Source organism: Mesorhizobium sp. B2-3-10 (assembly GCF_006442275.1).
Taxonomy (GTDB): Bacteria; Pseudomonadota; Alphaproteobacteria; order Rhizobiales; family Rhizobiaceae; genus Mesorhizobium; species Mesorhizobium australicum.
This window is the reverse complement of the sequence record NZ_VFVT01000005.1, coordinates 200501-215398: the sequence shown is the minus strand read 5'-3', so window position 1 is coordinate 215398 and position 14898 is coordinate 200501. Positions and strand designations below refer to the sequence as shown.

The window sequence follows — 14898 nt, the reverse complement described above, 5'->3', positions numbered from 1 at the left end:
AGGATAGTCGATCCCGAAAAAAAGGAAACCGGTCTCGTAGACGTATCGCCGGACTGGTTAAGTCAGGCCCAATCGACCCTGCGATGGTGCCGGCTTGAGGAAAACCTGAAATAAGGCCAGAAGGGAACTCAACGGCATCAAACAGAACGGGCGCCGGCCCGGTGAGGGATATGATGAAGAACTCCGCCATTTCCGAACGCAAGAACCAGTCGATCTCGCGCGGCGTCGGCATGACCACGCAAATCTACGCCGACCGGGCCGAGAATTCGGAGATCTGGGATGTCGAGGGCCGCCGCTATATCGACTTCTCCTCGGGCATCGCCGTCGTCAACACCGGCCATCGCCATCCCAAGGTGATCGAGGCGGTCAAGGCGCAACTCGACCGCTTCACCCACACCTGCCACCAGGTCGTGCCTTACGAGAGCTATGTGCGGCTGGCCGAACGGCTGAACGCCATGCTGCCCGGCAAGTTCGAGAAGAAGACGATCTTCGTCACCACCGGCGCCGAGGCGGTGGAGAATGCCATCAAGATCGCTCGCAACGCCACCGGCCGCCAGGCCGTCATCGCCTTCGGCGGCGGCTTCCACGGCCGCACCTTCATGGGCATGGCGCTGACCGGCAAGGTCGTGCCCTACAAGGTTGGCTTCGGCGCCATGCCGGGCGACGTCTACCACGTGCCGTTCCCCGTGCAACTGCATGGCGTCTCGGTCGCCGATTCGCTGGCGGCACTTGACAAGCTGTTCAAGGCGGATGTCGATCCGGCCCGCGTCGCCGCGATCATCATCGAGCCGGTTCAGGGCGAGGGTGGCTTCTACGACGCGCCGCGTGAACTCCTGACGGCGCTGCGCAAGCTCTGCGACCAGCACGGCATGCTGCTCATCGCCGACGAAGTGCAGACCGGCTTTGCCCGCACCGGCAGGATGTTCGCCATGGACCATCACGAGGTGGCGGCCGACATCACCACCATGGCCAAGAGCCTGGCCGGCGGCTTCCCGCTGTCGGCGGTCACCGGCCGCGCCGAGATCATGGATGCACCCAGCCCCGGCGGGCTCGGCGGCACCTATGGCGGCAGCCCGATCGGCGTCGCCGCGGCACACGCCGTCCTGGATGTCATCGAGGACGAAAAGCTCTGCGACCGCGCCAACACGCTGGGTGCGCGGCTGAAGCAGCGTCTGCAGTCGATCCGTGACGACGTGCCCGAGATCGTCGACATCAGGGGTCTGGGCTTCATGAACGCGGTTGAGTTCAACGACGTCAAGAAGGGCCTGCCGTCGGCCGAGATCGCCAACGCGATCCGCCTGAAGGCGCTCGACAAGGGTCTGATCCTGTTGACCTGCGGCGTCTATGGCAACGTCATCCGCTTCCTGGCGCCGATCACCATCCAGGACGAAGTCATGAACGAAGCGCTCGACATTCTGGAAAGCTCGATCCGCGAAGTCTGCGCAGCCTGATCGACAAGGACGAGCGTTCCGATTCACATGTCTTTGGGCATCTTTTCTTCCTCGAAGATGCCCTCAATATCGCGCGCGCCGTGCAAAATGCGCTCGACGCGCACGTCGTTGCCCTGGGCGGTGTAGAAAATTATACATTTTTGGAACGCGACGGACCGCAGACCAGGCCAAAGCTCGGAACGAGGTGCGCCTCCGCGTGGCGCATTCTCTATGCGGCCACATCGTCCGCGAAGCGCCGCTATAAAACGGTGAGCGGCGGGCGGATTTTCAGCATGGATGTAATCGCCGATCTCCTCGATGTCCTGCACCGCGGCAGGCGCAAAACTGAGGGCCATTACTTGTGGGTTCCACCGCTGTATTTTTTCTCCAGCCGGTCAAAAACGCTGTTGGCCTGAATGCCCGGTCCGCTTTCTACACCCTTGCGGATGTCCTCACGCAGTGCCGCAAGTTTCGTTTGCCGCTGCTCCTCGCGTTCCTCCAAGAGGCGCAGGCTATCACGCACAACTTCGCTGGCGCTGACATAGCGGCCGCTTTCAACCAGTTCGCGCACGAACGTTTCGTAGCGAGGTCCGATGCTGTAGCTCGCAGGCATGGGGACGGCCTTCCATTTTATCCGCGATTATCAATTTATGATAAGCTCATTGATTTTTTTGGCAAGATCCCGGCCTGCTTTAGCCCGTAACCCGGGCAGGCTCGTCCTGGTGAAATTGTGCCAATGCCGCCTTCAGCCCTTCGGGACCCGTGGCCACCGTCTGCGGTGTCGGCGAGAAGCCGGCACCGAGCATCTTGCGGCCAAGCATGTGGTCGCCGGGGCGGTTGACGGATTCGATGCCGAGCAGCCGGTCTCCCGCGTAGTGGTAGATCGAGAACTTGTTGTCGGGCAGGTCACCGAGCACGACATGGCTGTCGCCGCCTGATGTCAGCCCGACCATCTGCAATTTCATGTCGCCAATGTCGGACCAGAACCATGGCACCGCCGAATAAGCGTCGGCGTGGCCTGATATGGTGCGCGCGGCGAGCCGCGCCTGGTCGGTGGCGTTTTGCACCGATTCCAGCCGCACGTCGCCGCCGGTGAACCAGTGCCGGTACGAGGCGGCGTCGCCGATGGCGAGGATGTTCGGTACCGAGCTGCGCATCTGGTGATCGACGCGGATGCCGTTGGCGATGGTGAGGCCGGCTTCCTGCGCCAGTTCGACATTCGGCACGGCACCGATGCCCACCACGACCATGCGCGCCGGCAGCCTTTCGCCTGAGGTGGTGATCGCTGCGGTGACATGGCCGTCTTCGCCTTCGAGCCTTGCAATCGAGGTGCCGGTCAGGATGCGCACGCCTGTCGATTCCAGCCTTTGCCGGACATGGCTAGCCACCACCGGCGCCACGGCGCGGCCAAGCAGCCGGTCGACCGCCTCGACAACGGTGACGGTGCGGCCCGCCGCCCGAAGCGTCGCGGCGATTTCCAGTCCGATGAAGCCGCCGCCGAGAATAACGACATCTTCGCTGTGCGCGCTCAAGTCCCGGATCAGCCGGGCATCGGCCAGCGAGCGCAGCGACACCACGCCGAACAGCTCCGCGCCGGGTAATGGCAAGGCACGCGGGCGCGATCCGGTCGCCAGGATCAGATGGTCGAAGACAAGTGCGCCACCGCCGGCGATGTCGAGACTGCCGCGGCCGACATCGATGCGCTCGATCCGGATGCCCGGCCGGTAGTCGATGGCGCTGCCGGTGTAGAAGGCTTCGCCGCGCAAGGGCTGCGGTTTGGCCGTGGCATCCTTGATAAAAGTCTTCGACAGCGGCGGCTTGTGATAGGGCAGTTCATTCTCGTCGCCCACCAGGATCACCGGCCCATCATAGCCATCCTCGCGCAGACTGGCGGCTGCCTGCACGCCCGCATGACCCGCACCGACAATGACCACGCCGTTCTTCATCGCATTCCGATCCCAATTCGATCCTAGGACGTCTCGCCAAGCGGCAATTGCCTGGCACCGCCGCAAGAGAATGTCTGCGGGTCGCACCCGGGATGGCGACTGTCAATCGTACAGTTCGGCCGCAAAGTCGGTGCAAGGGAACGCGTAAAGTTGACAGTTGTAGTTTAGAATAATTCTAAACTGTTGTTTCGATTAGGTTTTTCAGCAATTTCCGTTGACTCCATCGAACTCGAAGTTTTAAGGAAGCTTGCGCATTGGCGCATCCCTTTGATGTCTGGGCCTTGAACCCGTTCGATTGGAGGCATTTTGGTGTCTTTCTTCCCTGAGCCGCGCGGCAGCGCGGCATATCTTGCGGCCGGTGGCATGCACACGGCCTGGTGCCGGTTGCCGCGCGCGCCGTTTGCGGAATTCCCGAGAAACTGGAGAGCGATAATGACGGCACGATATGGCAGCAGGCTTGTGGCGATCGGCGCCACGGCGCTGCTGACGGCGGCGGTGTTCGTGCTGCCTGCAAAGGCGCAAACCGATGCGAAGGCGGTGATCAAGACCTATTCCGACATCGCGCTTGCCAAGTACGAGGATTCGCTAACCACGGCGCGGACGCTGGACAAGGCGGTCGACGCGCTGCTGGCCAACCCGTCGGCGGAGACGCTCAATGCCGCCCGCGACGCCTGGAAGGCGGCCCGCGTCCCCTACCAGCAGACCGAGGTCTATCGCTTCGGCAACAAGGTCGTCGACGACTGGGAGGGCGAGGTGAATTCCTGGCCGCTGGACGAAGGCCTGATCGACTATGTCGCCAAGAGCTACGGCACGGAATCGGACGCGAATTCGCTCTACACCGCCAATGTGATCGCCAACAAGGAGATCGAGATCAACGGCAAGAAGATCGACGCCGCGACGCTTTCGCCGGAATTCCTCTCCGGCACCTTGCAGCAAGCCGGCGGTATCGAGGCCAACGTCGCTACCGGCTATCACGCCATCGAGTTCCTGCTCTGGGGCCAGGATCTGCATGGCACCGGTCCAGGCGCCGGCGAGCGTCCCTATACGGACTACGACCTCAAGAACTGCACCGGCGGCAATTGCGACCGCCGCGCACAGTACCTGAAATCGGCAACTGACCTTCTGGTCTCCGACCTGCAGAAGATGGTCAACGACTGGAAGGAAGACGGCGCCGCGCGCAAGAACCTCGTCGATGGCGAGCCGAACACCGCGATCTCGATCATCTTCACCGGGATGGGCTCGCTCTCCTACGGCGAACTGGCCGGCGAGCGCATGAAGCTCGGCCTGCTGCTGCACGATCCCGAAGAGGAGCATGACTGCTTCTCCGACAACACCTACAATTCTCATCTCTATGATGCAGTCGGCATTCGCGCCGCCTATCACGCCAGCTACACACGGCTGGATGGTACCGTCGTTTCGGGCCCCTCGGTGCACGACATGGTCAAGGCAGCGGATCCGGCAATCGACAAGGAACTGTCCGACAAGCTCGATGTTTCGGTCGCCAAGATGGAAGCCATCAAGGCACGGGCATTGGCCGGCGAGGCCTACGACCAGCAGATCGCCGAGGGCAATACGGCGGGCAATGCCACCGTGCAGGCGGCAATCGACGCATTGATCGACCAGACCAAGTCGATCGAACGCGCCGTCGGCGCCTTGAAGCTGAACAACATCGCCTTCGAAGGCTCCGACAGTCTCGACGCGCCCGACAAGGTGTTCAAGTAAGCCCCCAGCCAAACGGCGCATCGGAGCGCCGTCAGCCAGAGCGACGAAATGCTGATCTGCCATTGCAACATCATCACCGAGAAGGAGATCGAGCAGACGATCATCGGCCTGCTGGATCAGGATCCCTGGCAGCTCATCGTGCCGGCAAAGGTCTATCACGCCATGCACAAACGGGGTCGCTGTTGCGGCTGCTTCCCAAATGTGGTCGAAACGATCATTCGGGTCACCGAGAACTACCACGCCCGCTCGCAGGCAAGCGGCGTGGACATCGTTTCACATCTGGATCGCGTCAGAGGCCTGCGCGTCCAATACGGGAGCAGGACCCATGAAAGGCGAACCACAGATCATCGAGCGGCTTAACGAGGCTCTTTTTCTGGAGCTCGGCGCCGTCAACCAGTATTGGGTGCATTTCCGCCTGCTCGAGGATTGGGGATACGCCAAGCTGGCCAAGAAGGAGCGGGCGGAATCGATCGAGGAGATGCACCACGCCGACAAGCTCGTCGCCCGCATCATCTTCCTTGAAGGCCATCCGAACCTGCAGTCCGTGGCGCCGCTGCGCATCGGCCAGAACGTCAAGGAAGTGCTCGAATCCGACTTGGCCGGTGAATATGACGCGCGCACTGCTTATAAGCGCTCGCGCGAAATCTGCGAAGAAGCGGGCGACTACGTCACGATGAAACTGTTCGAGGAACTGCTCGCCGACGAGGAAAGCCATATCGACTTCCTCGAGACGCAGCTCGACCTGCTGGCCTCGATCGGTGAGGAAAAGTACGGCCAGCTCAACGCCGCACCGGCGGACGAGGCGGACTAAGGATATGCGGGAATGCGGCGCCTCTTAGACGTCCTGCGCCGCTTGCGGCGGGCCAAGGGCCCGCCGCGCCTCCGGAAAATGCCAGCCATCTCGGCTGGTCGGCACGGCATTATTCTGATGCTGGCGCTGACCACTTCTGCCATCGCCGGCGACCTTCTACCCGCCGGTCTCGCCACCACGCGCACCGACCTTAATGCCAAGGATCAGGTGCGCGTCACAGCCATTACCAGGCCGACCACGGATTTTTCCAAGCCCGAGCCTTTCGAACTGATGCAAGGTGGCGCAGGCACCTCGCGGAAAGACATCAGCCGTGATTCCTTCTCGCAATCTTCGGCCAACATCAGCTTCGAGGAAGAAGGCACCTTCAAGCTCGGCAATGCGCTTTTCCGCAAGAACTGGGTCTCGTCGCCGTCCTCGACGCAGGCATCGGATGGGCTCGGACCCTTGTTCAACGAACGCGCCTGCCAGAACTGCCATCTGAAGGATGGACGCGGACGGCCGCCGCAAGCCGATGTTGGCACCACCTCGATGTTCCTGCGGCTGGCGCGCGATGCCAGCAGCGCGGAAGAAAAGGCGGCGCTCGCCGACCACCGGCTGCTCAACCTTCCAGACCCGGTCTATGGCACGCAATTGCAGCAACTGGCCGTGCCTGGTCTCAGGGGTGAGGGCAGGATGCGTGTCGACTATCGGGAACGGAAGGTGGAACTGCCGGACGGCACCGCGGTTTTACTGCGCAAACCCGCCTATACGATCGATGATCTCGGCTACGGGCCGCTCGATCCGCGCACCACGCTGTCGCCGCGCCTGACGCCGCCGATGATCGGCCTCGGTCTCATCGAACAGATCGCGCCGGCCGACATTCTGGCCCGTGCCGACCCTGACGACAGGGATGGCGATGGTATTTCCGGCAAGCCCAACATCGTGCGTGATGGCCTGAGCGGCGAGCTGACGCTTGGCCGTTTCGGCTGGAAGGCGCAGACCGCGTCGATCCGCCAGCAGGCCGCCGATGCCTTTGCCGGCGATATCGGCATCTCGACGCCGGAGGCGCCGAAACACTGGGGCGATTGCACCGCCGCGCAGGAAAAGTGCCTCGCCATGCCCAACGGCGTGCAGGCGCGCCTCGGCCCGGTCGAGGCGCCGGCGCCGGTGATGGATCTCGTCACCTTCTATTCGCGCAACCTGGCGGTGCCGGCGCGACGCGACCTCGCCTCGCCTGAGGTGCTCGCCGGCAAGAAGGTCTTTTATGAAATCGGCTGCGTTGCCTGTCACACGCCGAAATTCGTTACCCGTCGCGATGCACCTGACAAGCCGCAGGCGTTCCAGTTGATCTGGCCTTATTCCGATTTCCTGCTGCACGACATGGGGCCGGATCTTGCCGACGGCCAGGCTGTGGGCGATGCGACTGGCAATGAGTGGCGCACGCCGCCGCTATGGGGCATCGGCCTCACTGAAATGGTCAACGGCAATTCCTTCTATCTGCACGATGGCCGTGCGCGCACTTTGGTCGAGGCCATCCTGTGGCATGGCGGCGAGGCGCAGAAGGCGCGCGACCGCTTTGCCGCCACCAGCGCCACCGAGCGCGATGCATTGGTCAAATTTCTGGAGTCACTTTGATGGCGAAGCGTTTCGCGCTGGTTCTCGTTCTTCCGCTGGTTCTGCTGGGCGCCTTGCCCGCATCGGCCGCGGTGAAAGCCTCTGATGTCATCCAGCGCGCGATCGACGGCTTTGTCCGCCCGGCATATGAGGACCTGCACCAGCATGCGAAAGCCCTGACCAAAGCCATGCACAAGCTTTGCGAGGCGCCCTCGCAAGCGGACGTACAAGCGGCGCGAGCTGCGTTCTCGGCTACCGTCTACGCCTGGTCATCGGCCGAGATCATCGGTTTCGGGCCGATCAAGGAGAACAACAGGCTGGAGCGCATGCTGTTCTGGCCGGATCGCAAGAGCATCGGCCTGAAACAGGTGCAGGCGGCGTTGTCTGACAAGGATCCCGCCGCCACCGATCCTGTCCAGCTTGCGGGCAAGAGCGTTGCCATGCAGGGGCTCGGGGCGCTGGAATTCGTGCTTTACGGCGACGGCGCCGACGCCTTGACGGGCAAGGCTGAATCCTATCGCTGCGCTTACGGGGCGGCTGTCGCCGGCAACATCGAAACCATCGCCGCGGACGTCAGCGCGGCCTGGGACAAACCAGATGGATTCGCGGCACTGTGGGCCAATCCGGGGCCGCAAAACACGCTCTATCGCGATGGTAACGAGGCGGTGACCGAACTGGTCGGCGTCTTGATCAACGAACTGGAAATGGTCCGCGATGTGCGCCTGAAGGGTTTTCTGGGCGCCAAGCCCGAGGCCGACAAGCCAAAACAGGCGATCTACTGGCGTTCGCAGAACACCGCCAACGCGCTGGCCGGAAATCTGGCCGGCATCGATGCGCTGTTCCAGGTGTCGAAGCTCGGCAACGCGCTGCCGCCGGATGCGCGCTGGATGGCAGAGTCGATCCACATCCAGCTGCTCAACGGCGCTGCGACCGCCAAGGCCGTCCAGGGGCCGATCGACAAGGCGCTCGCCGATCCGGCGCTGCGCGAAAAACTCGAGCATCTCGCCCTGATCACCTCCAGCCTGTCGACCCTGATCGGCACCAGGCTGACCGCCGAATTCGGCCTGACCGCCGGCTTCTCGTCGCTGGATGGAGACTGAGCGTGACCTTGAGATTGGCCGAAACGCCCATAGCTTCGTCATCCTGGGGCGAAGCGACGCGGCGTAGACTCCAGGATCCATGCCGTGACCGCAAGGCCTTGCAACGGTTCAGAATTCTGCTCTGCTGCATTCCTCGGCGAAAGTCACGGCATGGATACTTGGGTCTCCGCGACGGAGCTACGCTCCTGCTCCGCCTAAGGATGACGAAGTTCCGGATGCTTCGGCCAACTTCCAACGTCTGCGATGAGTCATTCGAAGAATCGGCAGGTGCCAAGCGTCAGCTCCGATCCCTAAAAATTACCATGTCTTGGAGCCGGCCAGTGCAGGGGAGGGCCATGTCTTGAAAACGCCTCTCATCGACCGCCGCGATTTCTTGAGGGCCGCCGGCATTGGCTTTGCCGCCGCCGTGACGCCCTCGGCCTGGGCAAATACGCTCGCGGCGGATGCCGTGTTCGCCACCGCCTTCGTCAAGCGCGACGGCAGTTTTGGTGCCGCCGTCCTGTCTGAGGCCGGCAAGGTGCTGCATGCGATCGACCTGCCCGATCGCGGTCATGACGTCACCTACGATCCGATATCGAAGCGTTCGGTGGTTTTCGCCCGCCAGCCCGGCACCTTCGCCGTCGTATTCGATCACGCCGGGCGCGACGCCCCGCGGACCATCGCCAGCATCGCAGGCCGGCACTTCTTCGGTCATGGTGTCTTTTCGCCCGACGGCGCTCTGCTCTACGCCACCGAAAACGACTTCGACAACGCCGCTGGCGTGGTCGGCGTCTATGACGCGCGGGCGAAATTCAATCGCGTCGGCGAATTCCCGACCTACGGCATAGGCCCGCACGAACTTCTTCTGCTGGGCGACGGCAAGACGATCGCGGTCGCCAATGGCGGCATCGAGACCCATCCAGACTACGGACGCGCCGAGCTCAACATTGCCACCATGAAACCTTCCTATGTGCTGATCGACCGCGCCACCGGCGACCTGATCGAAAAGCATGAACCGCCGGCCGCTCTGCACCAATTGTCGATCCGTCACATGGATACCGACCAGACAGGCACCGTCTGGTTCGGCTGCCAATACAGGGGCTCCGGCACCGATCGTCCGCTTCTGGTCGGTCGCGCCGCCCGGGGCAAGGAGTTGGCATTGCTCGACATGCCTCGGGATGTGCTGTCCGGTTTCCGCAACTATATCGGCTCGGTCGCCGCCAATCCTGGTGCCGGCACCGTCGCCGTCTCCTCGCCGGAAGGCAATTCGCTTGTCGTGATCGATGCGGACAGCGGCCGGCTCGTCTCCTCCAGCGCGCTGGTCGAGGTCTGCGGCGTGGCGCCCGACGGGGCAGGTTTCATGGCCACCACGGGCGCCGGCGAGATCATCGAGGGCGGTGGTGCCACGCGGACGGAGCCGGACTATGTCTGGGACAACCACATGCTGCGCATAGGGCCGGCGGCATAAGCTCTTCTGCCAGGCCAAACCGAAGCCGCTTAACAAATTATGCACTACACACTTGCGGTTGCGCGCTATGGCGGGCACAGGGAATTGTTTCTCGAACCGGTCGTTTCATGAAAGTTCTCGCCATCGACTGTGCCGCCAGCCTCTGCGCCGCCTGCGTCTACGACGCGGCAGCTGGGCTGGAACTTGGCCGCTCGGTGCTCGATCTGGGCAAGGGTCATGCCGAGCACCTGATGGCAGTGATCGCTGACGCGTTGAAGACCGGCGCGATCGACTACGCCGGCCTTGGCGCCATTGCCGTCTCTGTCGGTCCGGGTTCCTTCACCGGCCTGCGCGTCGGCGTGTCGACCGCGCGTGGCCTGGCGCTGGCGCTCAAGCTGCCGGCAATCGGGGTGACGACCCTTGAGGCACTGGCCGCCGAGGCGGCCGGTGCCTTTCCTGGCCGCGCCGTGCTGGCGGCGCTTGATGCCGGCCGCGAGGAAATCCATGCCGCACTGTACGATGAAATGTCGGTGTTGACTTACGGTCCGGCCGTGGCCACGCTTGCGGATGCGGTGACGATGGCGTCGGAACGTTTCGCGGTGCTCGCCGGCACGGCAGCGACGCTGATCGCTGACGCGGCCGGCCGTACCTTTGACATCGGGCCTCGGGCGGCCACCGCCGACATTCTCACCTACGCCCGGCTGGCTGCCGCAAAGGGGCAGGGCGAAAGGCCTAAGCCGCTTTATCTGCGCGGTGCCGATGCCAAGCCGCAGGCCGGGTTTATACTTTCGAGGCAAAGACCATGATCCCGAAAAGTGGAAGCCGGTTTTCGCGGACAAACGGTTCCGTTTGTCCAGAGCTCATGGTCAGACGAGAAAACGAGAATTGATGCGCATACCTTTTCTTCAGCCACGTCGCCGGGACTACGCGCTCGAGCCGCTCAGGATCACCGATAGCGCCGCGGTCTCGCTGCTGCACCGCGAGGATTTTGTCCGCCCCTGGACCGATGGTGAGTTCGCCGCCTTGCTCGAACAGGACACCGTGTTCGGCTATGCCGCGCGCGAAACCGGGCAGGGCGCCAAGCCGCCTGTCGGCTTCGTCCTCGCCCGGCTGGCCGCGGGCGAGGGTGAAATCCTGACCGTCGCGGTGGCACGGTCGCATCGGCGCCAGGGGCTGGGCTGGCAGCTGATGGACGCAGTGCTGCGCGAATTGCATTCGCAGCGCGCCGAAGCCTTGTTCCTCGAGGTCGATGAGACCAATGCCGCGGCGATCGCCCTCTATCGTCGCCTGGGTTTTCGGGAAGTCGGCAAGCGTCCGGATTACTACAAGTCGCCCGATCGCGGGCCGACTGGGGCGCTTGTCATGCGCCGCGATCTTCGCTAGCCAGGGGCCGCATGATCCCGAAAATCGAATCCGATTTCGGAGAGGATCATGCGCCAGAATTAAGGTGTTACAGCGTCCTTTGCGCGTCCAAGAGGACGCGCGGCGCTGTAATGGTAGGGCGATGATCAAGAAAATCAGGATTTTCCTGGCGCTGGGCCTCGTCGTCGCTGGGTCGCTGGTTTTCGTGCCGCTGCAGATCCTGTCGATGAAGACCGGTTGGTGGCCGGAAACCTTCATCCTCAAGATCTGGCACCGGCTGATCATCCGGGCGCTCGGCATGCGTATCCATGTCAGGGGGGCGCTGTCCGACAAACGCCCCTTGCTGGTTGCCTCGAACCACATCTCCTGGACCGACATCATGGTGCTGGGCTCCTTTGCCGATGTGAAATTCATCGCCCGAGCCGATATGGAAGGCTGGCCGCTGATCGGCATGCTGTCGAAACTGCAGCGCACTGTTTTCATCGAGCGCGAACGCAAGCGTTCGTCTGGCGATCAGGCCAGCGAGATCGCCAGACGCATGGCCAAGGGCGATGCCATGGTGCTGTTCGCCGAGGGTTCGACCGGTGACGGCAATGTCGTCCTGCCCTTCAAAAGCACCCTGTTCGGCGCCGCCTCGATGGCCATCTCCGAAGGCGCGGCCGAGCAGGTCTTTATCCAGCCCGTTGCGATCGCCTATACGCGCCTGCACGGCGTGCCGCTCGGCCGCCGCCACCGTCCGATCGCAGCCTGGATCGGCGATGAGGACCTGATGCCGCATCTCAAGGTGCTGATGGCCGAGGGCGCGCTCGACGTCGAGGTGCATTTCGGCGAGCCGATCGCCTTTGCCAAGGGTTCCAACCGCAAGGAAACGGCCAAGCTGATGGAAGGCCGGGTGCGCGAGATGATGCAGGCGGCCCTTGCCGATCCGCTCCCGAGCCGCTGAACCCAGCGGCCCAAGGCAGAATCGTCTGTTTTTTGTCACGGAAAGGCGTTAGAAGCCGCCGGATGGACTTGAACACGATTGAGAGCGACGACATCGGCACTGCGGCCGGACAGCCGGCGGCGAACGCCACGGCAGCCAAGAAGGTCTTCGTCAAGACCTATGGCTGCCAGATGAACGTCTATGATTCACAGCGCATGACCGATGCGCTGGTCGCTGACGGTTATACGGCGACCGATGCCATCGGCGAGGCCGATCTGGTGCTGCTCAACACCTGCCATATCAGGGAAAAAGCCGCCGAAAAGGTCTATTCCGAACTTGGCCGCATCCGCGACATGAAGGCGGAACGCGCAAGTGCCGGCCGCGAGATGCTGATCGGCGTCGCCGGCTGCGTGGCGCAGGCCGAGGGCGCCGAGATCATCCGGCGTTCGCCGGCCGTCGACCTGGTCATCGGTCCGCAGACCTATCACCGTCTCCCCGACGTGCTGGCACGGGTTCGCGGCGGCGAAAAGATCGTCGAAACCGAATACGCCATCGAGGACAAGTTCGAGCATCTGCCGCAGCCCAAGCGTGCCGAGGTGATCAAGCGCGGCGTCACCGCCTTCCTCACCGTCCAGGAAGGCTGCGACAAGTTCTGCACCTTCTGCGTCGTGCCCTATACGAGAGGCTCGGAAGTGTCGCGGCCGGTGGCGCAGATCGTCGCCGAGGCCGAGCGCTTGGCCGAGGCCGGGGTGCGCGAGGTGACGCTGCTCGGCCAGAACGTCAACGCCTGGCATGGCCAGGGCGAGGCCAAAAGGGGCAAGACCGCGGAATGGGGTCTCGGGCGGCTGCTGTTCCGGCTGGCCGAAATCCCCGGCCTGGCGCGGCTGCGCTACACCACCAGCCATCCACGCGACATGGACGACGAATTGATCGCCGCGCATCGCGACTTGGCCGCACTGATGCCCTATCTGCACCTGCCGGTGCAATCCGGGTCGGATCGCATTTTGAAGGCGATGAACCGCAGGCATACGGCCAAGGACTATCTGGCGCTGCTCGACCGCATCCGCGCCGCGCGCCCCGATATCGCACTGTCGGGGGATTTCATCGTTGGCTTCCCCGGCGAGACGGAGGCCGATTTCGAGGCGACCATGGATCTGGTGCGCCAGGTAAATTATGCCTCGGCCTTCTCGTTCAAATATTCGGCGCGTCCCGGTACGCCCGGCGCCGAGATGTCCGACCACGTGCCGGAAGCGGTCAAGGACGACCGCTTGCAGCGCCTGCAGGCACTGCTGTTGAAACAACAGCAGGATTTCGGCTTGAGTTTGATCGGCAGCACCATAGATACGCTGATCGAGAAGCCCGGTCGTCAGGCCGGCCAGAAGGTCGGCCGCTCGCCTTGGCTGCAGCCAGTTATTGTTGATGAAAACGCCGGCGAAATCGGTGACATTATCAAGGTGCGAATCACGAAGACGGGCTACAACAGCCTGTTCGCTGAATTGGCCTGATGGTCTCGGCAGATGAGGAGAGACGGTTGAGCGCAGCGGAGCTGAAGAATCTGCCCCCGGTACCGGCATCCGGGGCTTCTGACATGGCGCACATCGTTTTGACTTTCGACAACAACAAGCTTGCCAGCGCCCTTTACGGCCAGTTCGACGAAAACCTGGCCCGGCTTGAGCAGAAGCTCGGCGTCGACATACGCTCGCGCGGCAACCAGCTGACCATCAAGGGATCCGCTTCGGCCGCCGAACAGGCGCGCCGCGCCTTGGACAATCTCTACGGCATCCTGCAGAAGGGCGTCGATATCAGCCAGTCCGATGTCGACGGGGCCGTGCGCATGGCTATCGCCGCCGACGACCAGCTCACGCTGCCGACATTGGAGCGCAAGGGCAAGGTCTCCGCCGCCCAGATCGCCACCCGCAAGAAGACCATCTATGCCCGCTCCCTGAACCAGGACGCCTATATGCGGGCGCTGGAGCGGTCGGAACTGGTGTTTGGCATCGGTCCGGCCGGCACCGGCAAGACCTATCTGGCGGTGGCGCATGCGGCGATGCTGCTGGAACGCGGCATGGTCGAGCGCATCATTTTATCGCGACCGGCTGTCGAGGCCGGCGAACGGCTGGGCTTCCTGCCGGGCGACATGAAGGAGAAGGTCGATCCGTATCTGCGACCGCTCTATGACGCGCTCTACGACATGATGCCGGCCGACAAGGTCGAGCGTGCGATTGCCGCCGAAGTAATCGAAATCGCGCCGCTCGCCTTCATGCGCGGCCGCACGCTGGCGCACGCCGCCGTCATTCTCGACGAGGCGCAGAACACCACGCCGATGCAGATGAAGATGTTTCTCACCCGTCTCGGCGAGAACTCGCGCATGATCGTCACTGGCGATCCGACACAGATCGACCTTCCTCCGAGCACCAAGTCGGGCTTGGTCGAAGCCTTGCGTGTCCTCGACGGTGTGGCAGGCGCGGTAACCGTGCGCTTCAACGATGTCGACGTCGTCCGCCATCCGCTGGTGGCGGAAATCGTCAGGGCCTATGATCGGGACGCCAAGCTGGCTCGTGGCCTCGGTGCCGAGAATTGATCTTG

15 protein-coding genes are annotated in these 14898 nt (G+C 63.1%); 12 read left to right on the top strand and 3 right to left on the bottom strand.

Annotated features, from left to right (window positions below; genetic code table 11):
• Positions 1-173: 173 nt before the first annotated feature.
• Positions 174-1451, top strand: a complete 1278-nt coding sequence (locus FJ943_RS16510; RefSeq protein ID WP_140660891.1) for a 4-aminobutyrate--2-oxoglutarate transaminase — start codon at positions 174-176, stop codon at positions 1449-1451.
• A 23-nt stretch (positions 1452-1474) separates the two neighbouring features.
• Here FJ943_RS16510 and FJ943_RS16505 read toward each other — a convergent pair whose 3' ends face one another.
• The 3 genes from FJ943_RS16505 to FJ943_RS16495 form a co-directional block, all read right to left on the bottom strand.
• Positions 1475-1786, bottom strand: a complete 312-nt coding sequence (locus tag FJ943_RS16505; protein WP_140722985.1) for a type II toxin-antitoxin system RelE/ParE family toxin — start codon at positions 1784-1786, stop codon at positions 1475-1477.
• Complete coding sequence (locus FJ943_RS16500; RefSeq protein WP_140722982.1) at positions 1786-2043, bottom strand: type II toxin-antitoxin system ParD family antitoxin; 258 nt, start codon at positions 2041-2043, stop codon at positions 1786-1788. Before FJ943_RS16500 ends, FJ943_RS16505 begins: the two co-directional genes overlap by 1 nt.
• A 79-nt stretch (positions 2044-2122) precedes the next feature.
• Positions 2123-3376, bottom strand: a complete 1254-nt coding sequence (locus FJ943_RS16495) for an FAD-dependent oxidoreductase (protein ID WP_140722979.1) — start codon at positions 3374-3376, stop codon at positions 2123-2125.
• A gap of 432 nt (positions 3377-3808) precedes the next feature.
• Here FJ943_RS16495 and FJ943_RS16490 point away from each other — a divergent pair, with 432 nt between their 5' ends.
• The 11 genes from FJ943_RS16490 (at position 3809) to FJ943_RS16440 (ending at position 14893) form a co-directional block, all read left to right on the top strand.
• Positions 3809-5098 (top strand): imelysin family protein, encoded by a 1290-nt coding sequence (locus tag FJ943_RS16490; RefSeq protein ID WP_015314028.1) that lies wholly within the window; start codon positions 3809-3811, stop codon positions 5096-5098.
• Between the two features lie 48 nt (positions 5099-5146).
• Positions 5147-5458 (top strand): (2Fe-2S)-binding protein, encoded by a 312-nt coding sequence (locus FJ943_RS16485; protein WP_140614790.1) that lies wholly within the window; start codon positions 5147-5149, stop codon positions 5456-5458.
• Positions 5424-5909, top strand: a complete 486-nt coding sequence (bfr, locus tag FJ943_RS16480; RefSeq protein WP_015314026.1) for a bacterioferritin — start codon at positions 5424-5426, stop codon at positions 5907-5909. The genes FJ943_RS16485 and bfr overlap by 35 nt, the downstream gene beginning before the upstream one ends.
• A 12-nt stretch (positions 5910-5921) precedes the next feature.
• Positions 5922-7523 (top strand): di-heme oxidoredictase family protein, encoded by a 1602-nt coding sequence (locus tag FJ943_RS16475; protein WP_140722976.1) that lies wholly within the window; start codon positions 5922-5924, stop codon positions 7521-7523.
• Positions 7523-8602 (top strand): imelysin family protein, encoded by a 1080-nt coding sequence (locus FJ943_RS16470; protein ID WP_140722973.1) that lies wholly within the window; start codon positions 7523-7525, stop codon positions 8600-8602. The genes FJ943_RS16475 and FJ943_RS16470 overlap by 1 nt, the downstream gene beginning before the upstream one ends.
• A 340-nt stretch (positions 8603-8942) precedes the next feature.
• Positions 8943-10049, top strand: coding sequence for a DUF1513 domain-containing protein (locus tag FJ943_RS16465; protein ID WP_140722970.1), 1107 nt, complete (start codon positions 8943-8945; stop codon positions 10047-10049).
• 107 nt (positions 10050-10156) lie between these two features.
• Positions 10157-10834: a tRNA (adenosine(37)-N6)-threonylcarbamoyltransferase complex dimerization subunit type 1 TsaB gene (gene tsaB / locus FJ943_RS16460; protein ID WP_140722967.1), complete on the top strand. Its 678-nt coding sequence runs from the start codon at positions 10157-10159 to the stop codon at positions 10832-10834.
• 82 nt (positions 10835-10916) lie between these two features.
• The gene (gene rimI, locus FJ943_RS16455) at positions 10917-11411 is read left to right on the top strand and encodes a ribosomal protein S18-alanine N-acetyltransferase (RefSeq protein WP_015314021.1); all 495 of its coding nucleotides are present in this window, start codon (positions 10917-10919) and stop codon (positions 11409-11411) included.
• A gap of 121 nt (positions 11412-11532) precedes the next feature.
• Positions 11533-12333, top strand: coding sequence for a 1-acyl-sn-glycerol-3-phosphate acyltransferase (locus FJ943_RS16450; protein ID WP_140722964.1), 801 nt, complete (start codon positions 11533-11535; stop codon positions 12331-12333).
• A 62-nt stretch (positions 12334-12395) separates the two neighbouring features.
• Entirely contained in the window at positions 12396-13817 is a 1422-nt protein-coding gene (gene miaB, locus FJ943_RS16445; protein ID WP_140722961.1) for a tRNA (N6-isopentenyl adenosine(37)-C2)-methylthiotransferase MiaB, read from the top strand.
• A gap of 83 nt (positions 13818-13900) precedes the next feature.
• The gene (locus FJ943_RS16440; protein ID WP_031241013.1) at positions 13901-14893 is read left to right on the top strand and encodes a PhoH family protein; all 993 of its coding nucleotides are present in this window, start codon (positions 13901-13903) and stop codon (positions 14891-14893) included.
• Positions 14894-14898 lie beyond the last annotated feature (5 nt).